This window comes from Nocardia sp. NPDC052316, from assembly GCF_044547795.1.
Classification (GTDB): domain Bacteria; phylum Actinomycetota; class Actinomycetes; order Mycobacteriales; family Mycobacteriaceae; genus Nocardia.
This window is the reverse complement of sequence record NZ_JBIUBB010000010.1, coordinates 125,071-142,983: the sequence shown is the minus strand read 5'-3', so window position 1 is coordinate 142,983 and position 17,913 is coordinate 125,071. Positions and strand designations below refer to the sequence as shown.

The 17,913-nt window shown below is 67.9% G+C and carries 17 protein-coding genes; 11 read left to right on the top strand and 6 right to left on the bottom strand.

The genetic code is table 11. The features are described 5' to 3' along the window. Positions 1–6: 6 nt before the first annotated feature. Positions 7–735 carry an SDR family NAD(P)-dependent oxidoreductase gene (locus ACIHA7_RS37850; protein WP_397296585.1) on the bottom strand — a complete coding sequence of 243 codons (729 nt, stop codon included), beginning with the start codon at positions 733–735 and terminating at the stop codon, positions 7–9. Between the two features lie 221 nt (positions 736–956). Here ACIHA7_RS37850 and ACIHA7_RS37845 point away from each other — a divergent pair, with 221 nt between their 5' ends. The 9 genes from ACIHA7_RS37845 to ACIHA7_RS37805 all read left to right on the top strand — a co-directional run bounded on the left by ACIHA7_RS37845 (position 957) and on the right by ACIHA7_RS37805 (position 9,607). Beyond that, positions 957–2,249: a transcriptional regulator gene (locus ACIHA7_RS37845; protein ID WP_397296583.1), complete on the top strand. Its 1,293-nt coding sequence runs from the start codon at positions 957–959 to the stop codon at positions 2,247–2,249. A 65-nt stretch (positions 2,250–2,314) separates the two neighbouring features. Then, complete coding sequence (adh, locus tag ACIHA7_RS37840) at positions 2,315–3,838, top strand: aldehyde dehydrogenase (protein ID WP_397296581.1); 1,524 nt, start codon at positions 2,315–2,317, stop codon at positions 3,836–3,838. A gap of 37 nt (positions 3,839–3,875) precedes the next feature. Then, entirely contained in the window at positions 3,876–4,433 is a 558-nt protein-coding gene (locus ACIHA7_RS37835; RefSeq protein WP_397296580.1) for a DUF779 domain-containing protein, read from the top strand. Between the two features lie 115 nt (positions 4,434–4,548). Then, positions 4,549–6,168: a hypothetical protein gene (locus tag ACIHA7_RS37830; protein WP_397296578.1), complete on the top strand. Its 1,620-nt coding sequence runs from the start codon at positions 4,549–4,551 to the stop codon at positions 6,166–6,168. 110 nt (positions 6,169–6,278) lie between these two features. Beyond that, complete coding sequence (locus ACIHA7_RS37825; RefSeq protein ID WP_397296576.1) at positions 6,279–6,593, top strand: FixH family protein; 315 nt, start codon at positions 6,279–6,281, stop codon at positions 6,591–6,593. Between the two features lie 58 nt (positions 6,594–6,651). Further along, the gene (locus tag ACIHA7_RS37820; protein WP_397296574.1) at positions 6,652–7,800 is read left to right on the top strand and encodes a hypothetical protein; all 1,149 of its coding nucleotides are present in this window, start codon (positions 6,652–6,654) and stop codon (positions 7,798–7,800) included. Next, on the top strand, positions 7,797–8,342 hold the full coding sequence (locus ACIHA7_RS37815; protein WP_397296573.1) for a hypothetical protein: 546 nt from the start codon (positions 7,797–7,799) through the stop codon (positions 8,340–8,342). The genes ACIHA7_RS37820 and ACIHA7_RS37815 overlap by 4 nt, the downstream gene beginning before the upstream one ends. A gap of 29 nt (positions 8,343–8,371) precedes the next feature. Beyond that, positions 8,372–9,133, top strand: coding sequence for a type 1 glutamine amidotransferase domain-containing protein (locus tag ACIHA7_RS37810; RefSeq protein ID WP_397296571.1), 762 nt, complete (start codon positions 8,372–8,374; stop codon positions 9,131–9,133). Between the two features lie 75 nt (positions 9,134–9,208). Continuing rightward, entirely contained in the window at positions 9,209–9,607 is a 399-nt protein-coding gene (locus ACIHA7_RS37805) for a VOC family protein (RefSeq protein WP_397296569.1), read from the top strand. 60 nt (positions 9,608–9,667) lie between these two features. Here ACIHA7_RS37805 and ACIHA7_RS37800 read toward each other — a convergent pair whose 3' ends face one another. The 5 genes from ACIHA7_RS37800 to ACIHA7_RS37780 all read right to left on the bottom strand — a co-directional run bounded on the left by ACIHA7_RS37800 (position 9,668) and on the right by ACIHA7_RS37780 (position 15,385). Continuing rightward, positions 9,668–10,210 (bottom strand): hypothetical protein, encoded by a 543-nt coding sequence (locus ACIHA7_RS37800; RefSeq protein WP_397296567.1) that lies wholly within the window; start codon positions 10,208–10,210, stop codon positions 9,668–9,670. Positions 10,211–10,604: 394 nt separating this feature from the next. Next, on the bottom strand, positions 10,605–11,681 hold the full coding sequence (locus ACIHA7_RS37795; RefSeq protein ID WP_397296566.1) for a hypothetical protein: 1,077 nt from the start codon (positions 11,679–11,681) through the stop codon (positions 10,605–10,607). Beyond that, positions 11,671–12,912, bottom strand: coding sequence for a sensor histidine kinase (locus tag ACIHA7_RS37790; protein ID WP_397296564.1), 1,242 nt, complete (start codon positions 12,910–12,912; stop codon positions 11,671–11,673). Before ACIHA7_RS37790 ends, ACIHA7_RS37795 begins: the two co-directional genes overlap by 11 nt. Beyond that, positions 12,909–14,309: a cytochrome P450 gene (locus ACIHA7_RS37785; protein ID WP_397296562.1), complete on the bottom strand. Its 1,401-nt coding sequence runs from the start codon at positions 14,307–14,309 to the stop codon at positions 12,909–12,911. The genes ACIHA7_RS37790 and ACIHA7_RS37785 overlap by 4 nt, the downstream gene beginning before the upstream one ends. Positions 14,310–14,482: 173 nt before the next feature. Further along, on the bottom strand, positions 14,483–15,385 hold the full coding sequence (locus ACIHA7_RS37780; protein WP_397296560.1) for a LysR family transcriptional regulator: 903 nt from the start codon (positions 15,383–15,385) through the stop codon (positions 14,483–14,485). 102 nt (positions 15,386–15,487) lie between these two features. Here ACIHA7_RS37780 and ACIHA7_RS37775 point away from each other — a divergent pair, with 102 nt between their 5' ends. Both ACIHA7_RS37775 and ACIHA7_RS37770 read left to right on the top strand, forming a co-directional pair. Continuing rightward, positions 15,488–16,717, top strand: coding sequence for an MFS transporter (locus ACIHA7_RS37775; RefSeq protein WP_397296559.1), 1,230 nt, complete (start codon positions 15,488–15,490; stop codon positions 16,715–16,717). Further along, entirely contained in the window at positions 16,714–17,910 is a 1,197-nt protein-coding gene (locus ACIHA7_RS37770; protein ID WP_397296558.1) for a 4-hydroxybenzoate 3-monooxygenase, read from the top strand. Before ACIHA7_RS37775 ends, ACIHA7_RS37770 begins: the two co-directional genes overlap by 4 nt. The last annotated feature ends 3 nt before the right edge of the window (positions 17,911–17,913 follow it).

Below are 17,913 nucleotides of genomic sequence, written 5' to 3'. Positions count from 1 at the left end.
TGCCGTTCAGTCGACGAGCGCACCGCACGAGAGGTTGAGCACCGCGCCGGTCATCGCGCCCGCGCCGTCGGAGGCGGCGTACACCGCGGTCTCGGCGACCTCGGCCAGCCTGGGCAGTCGACCGAGCCTGGTATCGCGGACCAAGGGCTGAATCGCCGCATCGGTCTCGGACATCCCGGGCACGGTCTCCGGCGCGAAGTTGGAACGGATGCACACCACGCGCACGCCATAAGGCCCGACTTCACCGGCCAGGCTGCGGTTCAGTGCTTCGATGCCGGCGCAGGCGATATTGAATCCGCCCATCCGGTGCCGGGATTCACCGGCCGCCGTGGCGGACAACAGCACGATGACGCCGGACCCTTGCGCCGTCATCCGTCGCGCGGCCGCCGTCGTGGTGAGGAAATGCGACTGCGCCGACGCCACGATCGGCGCCAGGAAATCCGCAGGCTCCAGGTCGACGAGTGCGACGTCCTGAACCGCGTCCATTCCCACCGCGTTGAAGGAGATGTCGAGTGTCCCGCCCTGGCCGACCACGCGTTCGGCATGCGCCTCGACAGCAGCTCGATCGAGCACGTCAACGGGGGTGACGGTCGCCCGCCCGCCCTGCTCGATGATTTCTTCGGCCACCGCGTCGAGCGTCTGCTGCGTCCGCCCGGCCAGGAACACGTGGGCACCTTCCCGAGCGAACGCTCGCGCCACCGCCGCGCCCATACTGCCCGCCGCTCCGTACACCACTGCATTCTTCTTTTCGAGTCGCATGCGAATGCAGACGGTGCGGCGCCGCGAAAATCATCGCACCACTTGGCGAATCGGTGCTCCAGGTCGCGGGATTCTCGGACGTGCGCGCTCGGGCTTCGGCGAACGCGTTCAGCCGAACCGACGGCTCGCACCGAATCGGTCGGTAGCGTCGAGCCGGGCCCGGCGGCGCATTGATCGGGGCGGATTTGCCGAGGAGGATGGACTACGTGGCCGGCGGTGCGGATATTCGGGTGAATCCGTGGGTGGCGTTGCGTCCGGACGAGGACGCGGAGCAGGTGCGCACGGATGTGTCGGCGGCGCACGAGTCGTTCGTCGAGCGGGGCGAGGCGCCCGGGTCGGTGCGGCGGGTGGTCGAGGCTTCCTGGGTGCGCAGCCGCGGCAACGGCATCGATCCGGATCGGCAGATCGGCCGGACCTCGCTGACCGGAATCGAATTGGAGCGTTACCGGCGCACCCATCCGATGTCGTCGGTGCGCCCGATAGTGCAGAGCTTGCTGATCGAGGACGCCGAAGACACCGGGCTGTTGATCGCGATGAGCGATGCGCACGGCCGATTGCTGTGGGTGGACGGCGATTCGGCGGCCAGAGACCGGGCGGCGGAGATGAACTTCGTCGACGGCGCGGACTGGAGCGAAGCCGCGGTCGGCACCAACGCGCCGGGAACGGCACTGGCCCTTGATCATTGCGTGCAGATCTTCGGCGCCGAGCACTACAGCAGAATGGTGCACCCATGGAGCTGTGCGGCCGGACCGGTCCACGACCCCGCGACCGGCCGGATACTCGGCGCGATCGACATCACCGGCGGCCCGCGGGTGGCTGCGCCGGAGGTGCTCTCGCTGATCAGGGCGACCGTGGCCGTCGCGGAGTCGGAACTGCGGGCGCACCCGGTCACGATCCGGACGACACCGCGGGTCGAACTGCTCGGCACCAATCCGGCGCTGCTGTTCGGCAATGAGCGAATCCCGTTGTCGCGCAGGCATTCGGAGATCCTGCTCCTGTTGATGGAGCACCCCGAAGGCCTCGGCACCGAGCACATCGCGGTGCTGCTCGACGAGCGGGATCTCGACGCGGTCACCGTGCGCGCCGAAATCTCGCGCCTGCGCCGGATTCTCGGCGGCACCGCGCTCGGCTCGCGCCCCTACCGGCTGCTGACCGAGCTCGACTCGGACGTCGGCGAGTTGCGGCGCAGCCTGCGCCGCGGCGACATCGGCGCGGCCGTGGCGCGCTACCGCGGCCAGCTGCTGCCCGCCTCCCGCGCGCCGGGCGTCGGCCGGGTGCGCGAGTCGCTGCGGGCGCGGATGCGGGCCGCCGTGCTGACCTCTAGGGACCCGGCGATTCTCGGCTGGTGGATCTCGTCGGTCGACGGTCGCGAGGACCGCGGCGCGTGGTCGGCCTATCTCGCCTCGCTCGAACCGGATTCCTCGCTGTATGCCCAAGTCGCGGCGCAGCTCGCCATGCTGGATCGCGAGCTCGGCCGTTCCCAACGATGATGCAACGTTGGAACTCTAGTGTCGTGGATCACAAGGGGGACCGCCGTGAACGCTAGGAGTTTTCGATGACCGTATACGCCCGTCCTGGTTCGCCGGAGTCCCCGGTGAACTTCCAGCCTCGCTACGACAACTGGATCGGCGGCCAGTGGGTTGCGCCGGTCAAGGGACAGTACTTCGAGAACCCCACGCCCATCACCGGCGAAAACTTCTGCGAGGTAGCGCGTTCCACCGCGGAGGACATCGAGCTCGCGCTGGACGCCGCGCACGCCGCCGCCCCGGCCTGGGGCAAGACCTCACCCGCCGAACGCGCGGTGATCCTGAACAAGATCGCGGATCGGATCGAGGAGCATCTCGACGCGATCGCCGTCGCCGAGACCTGGGACAACGGCAAGCCGATCAGGGAGGCGCTGGCCGCCGACATTCCGCTGGCCGTCGACCACTTCCGCTACTTCGCCGGAGCCATTCGCGCCCAGGAGGGTTCGCTGTCGGAGATCGACAGCGAGACCGTCGCCTACCACTTCCACGAGCCGCTCGGCGTGGTCGGGCAGATCATTCCGTGGAACTTCCCGATCCTGATGGCGACCTGGAAGCTGGCGCCGGCGCTGGCCGCGGGCAACGCCGTGGTGCTCAAGCCCGCCGAGCAGACCCCGGCCTCGATCCTGTTTCTGTGGAGCATCATCGGCGACCTGCTGCCGCCCGGCGTGGTCAATATCGTGAACGGTTTCGGATTCGAAGCGGGCAAGCCGCTGGCCTCCAGCAACCGGATCGCGAAGATCGCGTTCACCGGTGAGACGACCACCGGCCGACTGATCATGCAGTACGCGTCGCAGAACCTGATCCCGGTGACCCTCGAACTGGGCGGCAAGAGCCCGAACATCTTCTTCTCCGACGTGCTGAGCGCCGACGACGACTTCCTGGACAAGGCCTTGGAAGGCTTCACGATGTTCGCGCTCAACCAGGGCGAGGTGTGCACGTGCCCGTCGCGCTCGCTGATCCAGGCCGACATCTTCGATCGTTTCCTCGATCTCGCCGCGCTGCGGACAAAGGCGGTGCGCCAGGGTGATCCGCTGGACACCGAGACGATGATCGGCGCGCAGGCGTCCAACGACCAGCTCGAAAAGGTGCTCTCCTACATCGAGATCGGCAAAGGGGAAGGCGCACAGCTGATCACCGGCGGCGAACGCGCGATGCTCGGCGGCGACCTGAACGGCGGCTACTACGTGCAGCCGACGATCTTCACCGGCCGCAACGCGATGCGGATCTTCCAGGAGGAGATCTTCGGCCCGGTGGTGTCGGTGACCTCGTTCACCGACTACGACGACGCCATCTCGATCGCCAACGACACCCTGTACGGCCTGGGCGCCGGCGTGTGGTCCCGCGACGGTGGCACCGCCTACCGTGCGGGCCGCGACATCAAGGCCGGGCGGGTGTGGACCAACACCTACCACCAGTACCCGGCGCACGCGGCGTTCGGCGGGTACAAGCAGTCCGGGATCGGCCGGGAGAACCACAAGATGATGCTCGACCATTACCAGCAGACCAAGAACCTGTTGGTCAGCTACGCGCCGAAAGCCATGGGATTCTTCTGATGCCGGGTGAGCGGGCAGCGCGGGAAAGGGCGTCACGGTGAGTGCCGCCCCGCCCCGTTTGATCGCGACGGTGGGGGCGGCGGCGTTGCTGCGCCGCCTGCGCGACGTGCACGGTGCGCTGATGATGCACCAGTCCGGCGGCTGCTGCGACGGCTCGTCGCCGATGTGCTATCCGTTGGGGGAGTTCATCATCGGCGATCGTGACGTGCTGGTCGGCATCCTCGACCTGCGGCTTGCGGTCGGGGAGGTGCCTGCGAGCCTGCCGTCCACCGACCTCGACGCGGTGCCGGTGTGGATCTCCGGCTCGCAGTTCGAGGCGTGGAAACACACCCAACTCGTCATCGACGTGGTGCCGGGCCGGGGCGGCGGCTTCAGCCTGGAGGCGCCGGAAGGCTGGCGATTCCTCAGCAGGGCAAGGGCTTTCACGGCGGCGGAGAACGCGGCTCTCGACTCGGTGCCACCCCTCGTCGGTACCGAGTACGCCGCAGGGGCCCGTCCGCCGGTTCCGGAGGCCGCGCAAGTGGTGGCCGAGGCAGCCGACGCCTGTCCGGTGCCGGCGCCACCGACCCCGTCCGGTCAGAAGACGCCGCTGTAGGCGTTGCGGCGGCATTCTCCGGGACATCACCTATGCGGGCATCAACCTGACGGGGGAGTCGGGATCCCCTCAGGAGGTGATGATCTCGTGGGTTGGCGGCCATACCATGGCGCGGGTGACTGTCGCCCGTGCCGTTCGCTGTCGAGCATTGCTCGTCGCAGGGTTGCTCGTCCTGCTCGTATCGGCCGGGATGGCGCCCGCATTCGCTGACTCCGCGTCCGCGGGCGGGGATATCTCGGTCGCGCAGTCCCTCGGCGATCGGGAGCTCACGGTCGTGCTGCGCCGGGTGACGAGCGTGCCGGGTCCGCTGCGGGTGGACGTCGTCACGCACACGGGCACGGCCGCGGGGCAGCTGACCGTCGCGGCGACGCCGAGGGGAGCCGTGCCGGATCGCCCTGCTCCTGGCGCGCCCACTGCGGAGGCGGTTGTCGAACTCGGTGGCACGCCGGGGATGTATTCGGCGACCATGGAGATGGATCGGCCCGGCCCTTGGGAACTCGCGATCGGCGACGGTGCGCGCGTGGCCCGGATCCCGTTCGTCGTGCCCGCGCAGGTCACTTCGCCACCGGAGCGGCTCGTGTACGGCGGGTTCCTGGTAGCCGGTGTGCTGCTTCCGGTTTCGGTGGTGGTCGCGATGCGGGCGCGGCGTACCGCGTGGGCGCTGCTGCCCGCCGGTGGGATGGTGGCCGGGGTTGCCGTGTCGGTGACGGCCGCGCTGCTGTCGGTGTCGTTGCCGCTGCCGCCGCAACCAGGTGCTCAACTCGACCCCACCGTGGAAAATGTCACCGATCCGTATTCGCTGAACCAGCCGATGATCTCGGACTACTCCCGGCCGCCGGTGCTGCTCACGGTGGAGGGTTCGGCGGTGGCCGGACGGGGGAGCGACTTCGATCTGGTGCTGATCGATGCGGCCACCGGAGCGGTGGCGGACGACATTGTCGTGCACGACAGCGCCTTCGTGCATCTGCTGGTGGTCGGCCCCAATGGTGGACTCTCGCACCTACATCCGATCCGGACCGGCCCCGGCCGCTATCAGGTCCGGCTGACCGCGTCCGAGCCCGGTCGCTATGCGTTGTCGGCTGAATTGTCTCGTCGTGGCGGGGGCGTCCAAATGGTCCGTGCCGCAACCGGAGTCGAAGTCGTGCCGAGTGACGCGGTGCCCCAGGTGCCGAGCAGCCCGTTGCGCCTCGGCGGGTCCGAAACGTCCGCGTCGATGGTCCTCGACGGCAATGCCATCACCGTCAGGACAACCGAGGCGGTGGCGGGGAAACCAACGACCATCACCGCCGAGATCGGGGACACCTCCGATCTGCAGCCGTGGCTCGGCATGGTCGGACACCTTGTCATGGCGGGTCCGGTGTCGGAGGGCAGCGTGGATATCGCTGCGGCCGTGCAGAACTCGATCGTCTGGGGGCATGCCCACTCGATGGGCCCGACTTCGATGCACGACATGCCGGGGATGAGCGGTGGGCACGACATGCCGGGGATGAGCGGTGCGCACGACACGTCGGAGATGCACGATATGCCCGGCGCGGGCCGCGGAGTAATGCTCATGCCGCCCGCCAACGGCGAGAGTCCGCCCGATGAAACGGTCGCCGCGTTCGGGCCCGACGCTCCGTTCACCTTTACGTTCCCGGTCGCGGGCCGGTACCGGCTCTGGATCCAGGTCGAACGGAATTACACCGTGCTCACCGTTCCCGTGGTGCTCGATGTCGCGGCGGGGGCGCGTCGATGAGCGCGTCGTCCAGGAAACCTCGTCCGCTTCGTATCGTCGCGGCGGTAGCCGCCGTGATCGTCATCGCCACCCTCGGATGGCTGGCGTGGCCCAGCTCGCCAGATCCTGTCGTGCTGAAAACTGGTACGCCCCAACACCTCGTCACCGTGACCGTCGACAGCCTCCGGCTCGGCGACACCGCAGTGGACGTCACCCTCACCGATCGCACCGGGGCGGCGATAGATCATGCGGCGGTACAGGTTCAAGCGATCCAGCCGCTGATGGGCCACGCCGGAGCGCCGGTTGCGGCCGCCGCCACCGGATCCGGGCATTTCCGCGCCGCATCGGTGTCGCTGATGATGACCGGCCCATGGGAACTGCGCTTGTTCATCGACGCGCACCACGGCGTCGACCAGGTCACCGTGCCCCTGTGGGTCGGCGGCTGAGCCGATGGACGCAAGCATCAGCACGAATCGCCAGGCCACCGAGGAGGGACCGCTCGTCATGGATATCTCAGCACCGTCCGACCCGATCGAAGACGGGAGCACGACCACCGCGCATATTGCCGCGTCCGACAACAGCATCGCGGCCCGCGTCGGCGCATGGGGTGTGCTGCTCGGCACCGCCGTCACGCTGATCGGCCTCAGCTGGGATATCCAGTGGCACAACGACGTCGGCCCCGACACCTTCTTCACATTGCCGCACCTGTTCCTGTACTCCGGCAGCGCCATCTCCGGATTCGCCAGCCTCGCCATGGTTTTCATCGCCACGTCCGCCCAACGGGCCGGACGGCCGGTGCCTGCGCTGGGTGGCACGCCCATCCGGGTGTTCGGCAGTAACCTCACGGCCCCGCTCGGTTACATGGTCGCGGGGGCGGGCGCCGCGTTGTTCCTGCTCTACGGTCTGCTCGATATGCAGTGGCATGCGATCTACGGCTTCGACGCGGTGCTGAACACCCCGTCGCACGTGGCGCTGTTCCTGTCGATCACGCTCACCATGATCGGCAGCATCATGGTCTTCGCCGCGCACCGCGATCACCGCTGGGGGCAGGTCGGCATCGTGCTGGCAATCCCGATCATGATCACCTTCGCGCCGATCCTCACCCAGGTGTTGGACAATCTGGAACTGCCCGTCGACTCGACCATTCTCGGGGTTCTGCTGTTCGGGCCGATGCTGCTCGTCCTCGGCGCGGCGGCGCTGGCTCGGCCGGGTGCGGCCATCGCCATCGCGGTCGCCCTCGGCGCGATGCAGGCGGGCCTGTGGTGGTTCTCGCCGTGGGCCGCGGCGACCTATGCCTCGTCGATCGGTCTGCCGCTGCGCGACGGTATCGGTTCCCGGCCGCCGTCCCTGCCCGCCATCATGCCGATGTTCCTGCTCGTCGCGGCCGTCGCCGTCGAGGGCCTGTTCTGGCTGGCGCGCACCCGTGGGTACGACCCGAACAAGATCGTGGCGGCTGCCGGGCTGGTGACCGGGCTCGTGGTCGGGGTGACCTTCCCGCTGCAATTGCAGTTCACCCATTTCTTCGCCCGCCTCGCCCTCGACGACGTCGTGCTGTCCACGGTCGTCGCGATACCCCTCGGCCTGCTCGCCGGTTTCCTCGCAGGCCGCTTCGTCCGCATGCTGCCCGCGCCCGCCACGGAGGTCGCCCGATGATCGCGCTGCGCAAACTCGCCCTCACTGTGCTCGCCACGATCACGCTGTCGCTGGTCGCGATTGCCCCCGCCGCCGCCTACGCCCCCGTCGACATCGTGCACACCGAGCGAGTCCAGGTCGGCCCCTACGCCATGACCGTCGGCTTCTCCACCTGGCCCATCCGCGCGATGAAGTCGCTCGACTTCACCTTCGTGCCCGACGGCGGTATCGCCGACAAGACCGGCGCCTTCCGGATGGCGGGCCCCGCGTTCAAGTCCTGGAAACGCAACGCCCCCTTCGTCCGCCACCCGCGCAAACGCGATTCGTGGGGCCTGGACATCATGGCCATCGACGACCCCGGCGACTACCGCATCACCTTCCTGCTCGACGGACCTCTCGGCCACGGCGAAGGCACCCTGGACGGCATCCACGTCCTCGACCAGCCGGGCCCACCCCTGCCGCTCAGCTGGACCATCGCCACTCTGCCGCTGCTCGGCCTCGTCGCCTTCCTCGCGGTCGCCTGGCGCCGCACCCGACCCGGCCGTCAGCCATTGAACCTCTAAACGGGCAAATTCACCGCTACCATTCGTAGATGATCCTGTTTCTCCTCCCGGCCCGCGACTACGACCCCACCGAATCCGCGGTGCCGTGGGCGGCACTGCGAGACGCAGGCGTGCCCGTCCGCTTCGCCACCCCCGAAGGTCGCGTCGCCCTCGCCGACGAGCGCCTCGTCGAACAGGGCTTCTCGATCCTGTCCCCACTCCTGATGACCCGCCCCGACGCGCTCCATGACTACGACAGAATGCGTGAAGACCCCGACTTCCAGTCACCGCTCGCCTATGCCGACGTGGTCGATCACGAAGTCTCCGGCGTCGTCGTCCCCGGCGGCCACGCCCCCGGCATGAAATCGATGCTCGAATCCACCACCGCCCAGGGGATTTTCGGCCGCGCACTGCTCGCCGACAAACCGGTCGCCGCCGTGTGCCACGGGGTACTGCTGGCCGCCCGCGCCACCGACCCCGAAACCGGCCGCTCGGTGCTCTACGACCGCCGAACCACCGCTGTCACAGCGACTTTAGAACTCTCCGCCTGGAACCTGACCCGCCTGCGCCTCGGCGACTACTACCGCACCTATCCCCGAACCGTCCAAGCGGAAGTCACTGCCGCCCTGCGTGATCCCCGCCAGTTCGAATCCGGGCCGTTGCTTCCGCGCCGCGACACCGCAAACCACCCGAACCGCGGCTTCACCGTCCGCGACCGCAACTACCTCTCCGCACGATGGCCCGGCGACTGTCACCGCCTCGCCGCCGAATACCGAGATCTGGTGCTGCAGAACCGAAACGCCACTCCCTGAGCGCAGCCACCTTGTTCGGCACCCCAACAAAGGGGGCTAGGTGCCGCCCAGCAGCCGCACTACGCTCGACGCACCATGCAAGAACTGCTCGGAATCAACCACCTGACGCTCGCCACCCCCGATCTCGACCAGCTCGTGAGCTATTACGAGATGCTCGGGGCAAGACTCGCATTCGAGCGCCCGGCCACCCGTGACGATCCGCGTATAGCGGTCATCGATGTCGGCGGAGCGGACCACCTGATGCTCGTAGAAACCACCACTCCCGCAATCCCCGACTTGGACCCACTGGGCCGAGCAGGATGGGGACTGCGCGTAGGAACCTACGAACTGTTGTGTGAAGTTCGCCAACGAATCCTGACAGCCGGGCTACCCGTCGGCGAGATCGAAACCCTACCCACCCAATGGACCATGACGGCGCGCGATCCCGACGGACGCCCCGTCGATATCCGAGCCCACCGCCCCCGCGTCATGTAGCCAATCAACCGCGGGTTCGCTATCGGCTCCGAAAAACGTCGGGGCGCAGGCACTCCGGTATCACGGCAGCTCTTTCTTGCACTCGAGCAGTGTCGCGCTGGTACCCCGAACTTGGAACACGACGTTGTACACCGCACCGTCCGGACCAGACGCCGTCAGCGAATATGTCTGATCCGCCTTGTTCCGACCCACCGCCCGGGGCATCAGCTCGTCGTATTCGACCGCGTACTCGCTCACTATCAGCCACCGCCCCCGGCTCTCGGCCTCATCATCGGAGAGCGTCGCGATCCTGCCGTACCGCACGTCGTGCCCCCGCGCCTTCAGCTGGTCGTACAGCTTCTGCCAACCCTGTTCAAGAAGCAACGTAGCTCCGGCACCGCCGGCGGCAATCAAACCGTCGCGTCCGAAGGTCGCGGCCGTTTCGATCAGAAATTGGACCGTCTGAGAATCCGCACCCCAACTGAAATGCCGACGCGTCTGCGTCAGGTCGTAGGGGTAACGCTGAAGATTCCTGGCTGACTCTTCGTCGTACTCGAGATGCAAGGACTCGATCTGCTCGCCGAGCCAATCGACGTCGATCGGCCCGTTCGGGACGATCACCATCTCGAATTCTTCGACCGCAGGCTGACTCGGATACTCCACCCTCCGGTGCACTATCCGAACCTGCTGCACCCACAAACCAGCTCCGGATGCCCCCTCGTCCGCAGACCCGCCATGTGTGTCAGCAGCCACTAGTCCGCACCCCTCGCCTCCTCGAAACCAGGATTCCGTCGGATGCGACCGGGCAGTGACGCGGACTCACATCCAGCAGGTCGGACACTACCTGCCGAGGCCGGTTGAATGCGTCGTTGGTCGTCCGATCACGTGGAACTGGTGCCGGCATCACGCGAGAAGGCAGTGTCACCAGTTCCACGTGATCATCTGTCCGGTAGTGCGTTTCGGTGTCGCGGCCATGCAGGTCCGCGCCGAGTAGCGCTCTGCAGGTCCGGACCGCGGGTCAGGGTGACTTGCGGGGTGGGGGTGGGTCGCTGGACTCGTCCGAGCGGACGGCACGGTCGAGGGTGACGGTTACTGTTCCGGCGCTGTCGATCTCGGTGCGGCGGTTACCGCACTTCTCGTCTACCAGCACGGTGGCCAGGTTGTGGCGGCCAGGGGGGAGCACGCGGACGGTGACTTGTCCGTGGGTGGTGTTGTCCAGTTCGCGGATGGCTACTTCGCGGACTCGGGCGCTGAGGGGGGCGGGCGCGGATTCGAGTCCGCCGTCGTCGAGGAGCATGACTTCGACGCCGCGAGCGCGGGCGGCGCGGGCGGCGGCGAGGAGTTCGGGGGTGGAGAGGGTCGGCGCGCGGAGCTCGTCGCGGAGTTCGGCCTCGAGCAGGCGGCATTCTTCGCGCTCGTCGGGCTGGAAGGGCACGGCGGCGGCGATGCGTTCGAGCATGGGGCGGGCGCGGCGGTCCAGGCGGTCGAGTTGGCGCTTGCGCTCGGCGTTCTGGGCGTCGAGCCTGGCTTGCTTGACGGCGCGGGCGGTGGACTCGACTTCGAGCTCGCGCAGCGAACGCAGGGTGGGGCGCATGATGGCGGCGAACGCGGCGGCGATGGCGACGTTGACGAGCGGGACGATCGCCTGCACGTAGACGGTCGAGTCGCCGTCCGCGGCGAGCACGACGGCGAGCCAGGTGGCCACGGTTCCCGTCCAGGCCAGGATGTTTCGGCCGCGCAGCACGAGTATCGCGAGCGCGCTGCCGCCGGTGTAGGCGGTCCACACACTGGTGTTCGCGTTGAGTTCGGCGTTCACCTGATCACTGGCGATCAAGGTGGCGACGGCGCCGGCGGAGGCGGCGAAGACGGCCGCGTAGGTGTGAATCGGGTTGCCCGTATCCAGCACGACGACAACGGTGGCGGCGACGATGACTATCGCGGCGGCGACCAAAGACACCGTGATGGGCAGCTCGGCTCGGCGGACGGAGCGGATCATCACGGCGGCGTCGGTGGCCAGCACCACGGCGATGATGGTCACCATGGTGGAGCGGTGCGCGCTGAGCAGCCTGCTCAGGTCGCTGCTGTCAGATGTCATCGGGGGCATTCCACTCCAGGATGACCCGCGTGCCCGCACCGGGCTGGGACTCGATAAGGGCGCGGCCACCCGCTTCGCGCATCCGCTGCACGATGCTCACGGTAAGCCCGAGCCGGTTGGCCGCGACGAGGGCCGGGTCGAATCCGGCGCCGTCGTCGCCGACGACCACGGTGAGTCCGGACGCGCGCGCCTCGATCCTCAATTGCCTTGCGACGGTGCGTCCAGGCACGTCGGCATGCCGCACGCTGTTACGGACGGCTTCGGCGGCGGCCTGGGCGAGCGCGGTGACGGTGGCGGAGTCGACGCGCAGGTCGGAAGAGTTGCAGTCGTGCCGAACCTGTACGCGCAGTTCGGCATCGGTGGCGCCGACCGCTTCGCGGGTGATCGTGTCGATCGCCTCGAGATCGGTGCACAGATCGCTGACCCGCCCGATGGCGGCGAATTGGCCGAGGGCTTGATTGGCTTGCCGCGCAAGCATGCTGGGGCAACCACCGCGGGAGGTGTCGAGCAGCGTGGCGAGCACCTTGTCGTGGATCACACCGGCGAAGCGGGCTTGCTCGCTGGCGCGGGCCTCGTCCGCCGCCGCGAGCGAGGCCTGATGGTGGGCACGTGCCCGTTCCTGGTCGAGCAGGCGGGCCGCGCGGCGCGTTATCGCCGTGATGTAGACGAAGGTCACCGTGATGCCGAGGATCCGCATCGAGGTGAGCCCGAACTCGGTCCAGCTGAGGTCGCCGGTGGCCTGTCCGGTGGACGACGCGGCCAGGGTGCCGACGCCGACGACGTAGATCGAGACCACCGGCGCCCGCCAGGCCAGCGTTGCCGCGACCCCGCCCAGCGGGACCAGCCGATAGATCCAGGCCACGTCGTCGGTGATCTGTCCCGGCGCCACCGCGAAGCCGGACAACGCGACGGCCACCGCGAAAACCGTTGCGTGCGTTGCCGCGAGGGCTCGCACGGCCGTCAGCGGGGCGCGCAGCGCGAGCCCCGCCATCAGCAGCGCGGTGCCGTAGACACCACACATGGCCAGCACGGTCCACCAGGTCGGGAAATGCCGTGACTGCCTGGCGATCTCGGCGGCGTCGCCGACGCCGAAGATCCAGACCCCGACGCCGAGCGCGAAGGCGAGGATGCGTTCGATCTGCTCGGTCGCGGCCCGGGTGGACGACGACCGCCGACAGAATCGGCGCGACACCGCCGCCGCGACCCGGTCGGACAATGACGGCGAAATCATCGAGATTCGCCGACCTCGATCCCGGACAGTTCGCGGGTCGATACCCGCCGTCTCGGCGGGTAGACCAGTCGAGCCGCGCGCTTGGGGCGCAGGTTGATCGTCAGCTTCATCCCGACGTCGCCGTCGATCCGTTGCAGCGTGCCGCCGCTGAGCAGCAGCGCGGTGAAGATCTGCCCCTCGAGCAGCGCGAGGGCCGAACCGATGCAGACGTGTTCGCCCGCCCCGAAAGGCAAGTAGGACAGTCGTTCCCACGGTCGCGCCGACTCCTGGGCGAACCGATCCGGGTCGAAGGCCAATGGGTCGGGGTACTGCCGCGCCGAACGGTGCATCACGTAGGGCGCGACGAACACGATCGTGCCCTCGGCGATCGCGTAGTCGCCGATCCGCGTCTCCTCGGCAGCCTCGCGCAGGAACGCGGGCGACGGCGGATACAACCGCATCGATTCCTTGAACACCTGCAAACAGTAAGGGAGCTGTGCCAGATCCTCAGCGGTGGGCGTCGCCCCGCCGAGTACCCGGTCGGCTTCCTCGCCTGCCCGCCGGGCGACGGCCGGGTGCCGCGACAGCGCGTATGCGGTCCAGAACATCGCGTCGGCGCTGGTCTCGTGCGCCGCCGCCCACAGGTTGATCACCTCGTCGACGAGCCGATCCTCGCTCATCGGCGCGCCGTCGCGATCACGCTGGGCGAGCAGCGCGGTCACGATGTCGTCGTGCCGCTCGGGATGGCTGCGGCGCGCGTTGATCATCCGGGCGGCCCAGTCGCGGACCAGCGCGAGATCGGAGATGAAGTCGCGGTTGCGCTTCGTGGGAATGTTCAACGGCGCGACGATCGGTCGCGACATCGCCCGCATCTCCCAGTCGAAGATCCTGGTCGCCGCGTCGACCACGGCCGTGTGCTCGTCGAGCGGCTCATCGATCAGCAGCCCGGCGACGACATCGTGCATCATCGCCTGTACCCCGGCGAGCAGGTCCACCTCGCCCGCGGCCTGCCACCGCCGCAGATGCGCGTGCATGCGGGTCGCCATCACGTCGACGTATTTCGGCACCCGCCGCGCGGTGAACAGCGGCGCGACCATCGCCCGCTGGGTGCGGTGCACCTCGCCCTCGGAGATGATCAACCCCTCGCGCAGCGCGGGCCACAGCGTGCCGGTCACCGCCCTGGCCCGCCGAAATTCCTGGGCACGCGACACCAGGACCTCGTGGATCTCCTCCGGACCGGTCACCAGCACCGCCGGAAACATGCCGATCCGGAAGCCGGCTACCGGTCCTTGCTGGTCGGCGAGCCGACCCATCACGGCCAGCGGATCACGGAACCAGCGCAGGGTCGTCCCCAACCCGCGCACTCCGCTGCGCCCATGATCCAATTGCTCGAATTTTCCCGCCCGATCATCGTTCACTGACGATTCCTCCCATGGTCGTCATCGAAGTCAGAGCGATTCGTCAGCCCCGCCGCCCCCTTATTCAATTATGGGACGTCTGACGAGCAGTCTGCCTGTCCGGGGATCGTATGTGCCGTAGCACCGATAGTCATGCCCGCAGAAGTGGGGTCGGCCGACGACACTGATGCTGCTCACGGCAAGTCTTGCAGCGCTGCTCGAATCACCTCGAGAAACCACGCCTGCGCGGGGCTGCGGCCGGGTGTTCTGCGGGTGTAGGCGGCGATCTCGGCGGGTTCGATGGCCCAGGGCAGCGCGAAGGTCCGCACGCGATGCGTTCGAGCGAGTGCGTGCGCGACACGTTGCGGCACGATGGCGACCAGATCGGTGTCCTGCACGGCATACGGCAGCGTGGCGAAACGGGTGACACGGACGGCGATTCGGCCTTCCAGGCCATAGGTGCGCAACGCCTGCCGGGGCGCGGGATGACCCGTGGTTCCGTCGACGACGATGTGCCGTTCGCCGCGCAGCTCGTCCTCGGTCGCCGAATCACCGCGCAGGCGTGGATGATCGATCGCGACCATGCCCGCATACCCCTCGGTGAACAGCGGAAGCCGGTGCAGCCGAACCGAATCCAGCACCGGGCTGGCCACGATCGCGTCGACCCGGCCGCGGGTGAGTTCGTCTGTGGCGGTGTCGATGTCGAACGCGTGCACCTGCAAGGTCGCCGCGGGTGCGCGGGCCGCGAGCTCGGCGAGCACCAGCGGCAACGTGTTGACCTCGCCGAGGTCGGACAGGCCGATCGAGAAACTGACCGGTCCCGACGCATCGAATTGTGTTGCGGCGCCGATGGTCACATCGAGCTGCTCGATGGCGGTGCGCAGCGGCGGATAGAGCCGCTCGGCCTCCGAACTCGGAACCAGACCGCCGGGCCCGCGCACGAACAGCTCGTCGCCGAGCCGCCTGCGCAGCTTGCCCAACCCGTAGCTGACGGTGGGCTGGGTGACGCCGAGCACGTCCGCCGCCGCCGTCACGCTGCGCGTCTCGTAGAGCAGCACGAAGGTCCGGATGAGGTTCAGATCGAACTCGGCCGCCATAGATCTCCTCTATACAGATGTGAAAAAACATCTATTGGATTTCTGAACTGGCCGATCGTAGCGTGATGGCAGTCACAACTGCACACCAGAAACGAAGTCACCATGAAGAAGTTGTTGTCCTGGCCGGCGGTGCTCTGCTGGCTGATCGTGCTGCTGGAGGGCTACGACCTGGTCGTGCTCGGCGCCGTCATTCCCACCCTCATCGACCAGCACCACGTCGGATTCACCGCGGCCAGTGCGACTTTCGCCGCGACCATCTCGCTGGTCGGCGTGGCCATCGGCGCGACGGCATCAGGCCCGATCGCCGATCGCTACGGCCGCCGCCGCATGCTGATCAGCTCGATCGCGGTGTTCTCGCTGTTCACCGCCGTTATTCCGCTCGCCGGATCGGTCAGTGTGTTCGCCGCGTTCCGGCTCATCGCGGGCGTGGGGCTCGGTGCGTGCCTCCCGACCGCGCTGACCTTCATGGCCGAACACATGCCGCCTGCGCGCCGGGCCTTCGCCAGCACGATCACCATGACCGGCTATCACACCGGCGCTGTGCTCACCGCCTTGCTCGCGCTACGGGTCATCCCGCAGTGGCAGCCGCTGTTCTACGGCGGTGGCCTGGCCGGTTTCGTGCTGCTGCCGGTGATCTGGGCGAAACTGCCGGAGTCCGAGGCGTTCCTCGCGGCCAAGGACGCGCCGACTCGGGTGCGGCCCGCGGTGTTGCTGAAGCCGTTGTATCTGCGTGCGACGCTGGGGGTTTGGGTCGGATCGTTCATGGGCCTGCTGCTCGTCTACGGTTTGAACACCTGGCTGCCGAAGCTGATGCGTGATGCCGGATACAACATGTCGACCTCGTTGACGATGCTGTTGATGTTGAACATCGGTGCGGTGATCGGTCTGCTCACGGCCGGTACGCTCGCCGATCGGCGCGGCATCAAACCGACGGTGCTGGTGTGGTTCGGTGCGGCGGCGGTTTTCCTGGCGCTGCTCAGTATCAAGATTTCCAGCACGGTGCTGCTCAACGGGCTGGTGCTGATCACCGGGGTCTTCGTCTTCTCCGCGCAGGTGCTCATCTACGCCTACGTGACTCAGGCGTACCCCGCCGAGATCAGAGCCACCGCCATGGGATTCGCCGCGGGTGTCGGCCGGCTCGGCGCGATCTTCGGGCCGACCATCACCGGTTGGCTCATCGTCCTCGGCTCCGCGAACCCTTGGGGCTTCTATCTTTTCGCCGCGGTCGCCGGGATCGGGCTGCTCGCCATGGCCGCCGTGCCGCGCACCACCGTCGACGGACTCGCGCCGGAGCAGGCCCCGCTGATCGACGAAGGAGTACGCCCGGCATGAGAACCACCCGCACCCGGGTAGCGATCGTCGGCGCGGGCCCGGCCGGTCTGCTGCTCTCGCATCTGCTGCATCGCGCGGGGATCGAGTCCGTCGTCGTCGATATCCGTACGTACGAACAGATCGCGGGCACGATCCGGGCGGGCATTCTGGAGGCGGGTTCGGTTCGGCTACTGGTGGATTCGGGAGTATCCGATCGAGTGCTGGCCGAGGGCCATCGGCACGACGGCGTGGTGCTGCGGTTCGACGGGGAGAACCACCGGATCGACTTTCAGGAGCTGATCGGCGAATCCGTCTGGCTGTACCCGCAAACCGAGGTGTTCCTGGATCTGTCCATGCGGCGCACGGTCGACGGGGGCGACGTGCGCTACGGCGTGGCCGATACCGTCGTCGACGTCACCGGCGCACGCCCGACGGTCACGTTCACCGAGGCGGACGGCGCCAGAGTGCGCGTCGAGGCCGACCTACTCGTCGGTGCGGACGGCTCCCGATCGATCTGCCGCCACGCCTTCCCGCCCGGCGCACGCCGCGAATGGTTCCGCGAGTATCCGTTCGCCTGGTTCGGATTCCTGACCGAAGCCCCGCCGTCGCACGACGAATTGATCTATACGCGTTCGGAGTTCGGCTTCGCGCTGATCAGTCAGCGCACACCGACGATGCAGCGGATGTATTTCCAATGCGCACCGGGCGAGCGCCCGCAGGAGTGGGACGACGACCGGATCTGGACCGAGATGCGCCGCCGCGTCAACGGCAACGGTTTCACCCTCCGGGAAGGCCCGATCAGCGCGAAGACGGTGCTGCCGTTCCGCTCCTTCGTCACCGCGCCGATGCGCCACGATCGGCTGCTGCTGGCCGGCGACGCCGCGCATACCGTGCCGCCGACCGGCGCGAAAGGGCTGAACCTCGCGCTCGCCGACGTGGCGGTGCTGGCCGAGGTGATCACCGACTTCTACCGAACCGGTGACGCGGATGTGCTCGACCGATACACCGAACTCGCCGTGCGCCGGGTATGGCGGGCACAGCATTTCTCGTACTGGGCGACCACGATGCTGCACGCGGTGGGCGGGGCGTCCCCCTTCGATATCGAACGACAGCGCGGTGAGCTGTCGTTGATCGCCGAGTCCCGCTATGGCGCGGCGTATTTCGCCGAGGCGTACACCGGCTGGCAGCAGCAGACCCAGACCCGACGAACGTAAGGA

Bases quoted from the DNA above. Each gene is read 5' to 3' on its own strand.
- ACIHA7_RS37845 (WP_397296583.1), top strand. From the start codon at position 957: ATGGACTACGTGGCCGGCGGTGCGGATATTCGGGTGAATCCGTGGGTG.
- adh (WP_397296581.1), top strand. From the start codon at position 2,315: ATGACCGTATACGCCCGTCCTGGTTCGCCGGAGTCCCCGGTGAACTTC.
- ACIHA7_RS37820 (WP_397296574.1), top strand. From the start codon at position 6,652: ATGGATATCTCAGCACCGTCCGACCCGATCGAAGACGGGAGCACGACC.
- ACIHA7_RS37815 (WP_397296573.1), top strand. From the start codon at position 7,797: ATGATCGCGCTGCGCAAACTCGCCCTCACTGTGCTCGCCACGATCACG.
- ACIHA7_RS37810 (WP_397296571.1), top strand. From the start codon at position 8,372: ATGATCCTGTTTCTCCTCCCGGCCCGCGACTACGACCCCACCGAATCC.
- ACIHA7_RS37805 (WP_397296569.1), top strand. From the start codon at position 9,209: ATGCAAGAACTGCTCGGAATCAACCACCTGACGCTCGCCACCCCCGAT.
- ACIHA7_RS37800 (WP_397296567.1), bottom strand. From the start codon at position 10,210: ATGGTGATCGTCCCGAACGGGCCGATCGACGTCGATTGGCTCGGCGAG.
- ACIHA7_RS37795 (WP_397296566.1), bottom strand. From the start codon at position 11,681: ATGACATCTGACAGCAGCGACCTGAGCAGGCTGCTCAGCGCGCACCGC.
- ACIHA7_RS37790 (WP_397296564.1), bottom strand. From the start codon at position 12,912: ATGATTTCGCCGTCATTGTCCGACCGGGTCGCGGCGGCGGTGTCGCGC.
- ACIHA7_RS37780 (WP_397296560.1), bottom strand. From the start codon at position 15,385: ATGGCGGCCGAGTTCGATCTGAACCTCATCCGGACCTTCGTGCTGCTC.
- ACIHA7_RS37775 (WP_397296559.1), top strand. From the start codon at position 15,488: ATGAAGAAGTTGTTGTCCTGGCCGGCGGTGCTCTGCTGGCTGATCGTG.
- ACIHA7_RS37770 (WP_397296558.1), top strand. From the start codon at position 16,714: ATGAGAACCACCCGCACCCGGGTAGCGATCGTCGGCGCGGGCCCGGCC.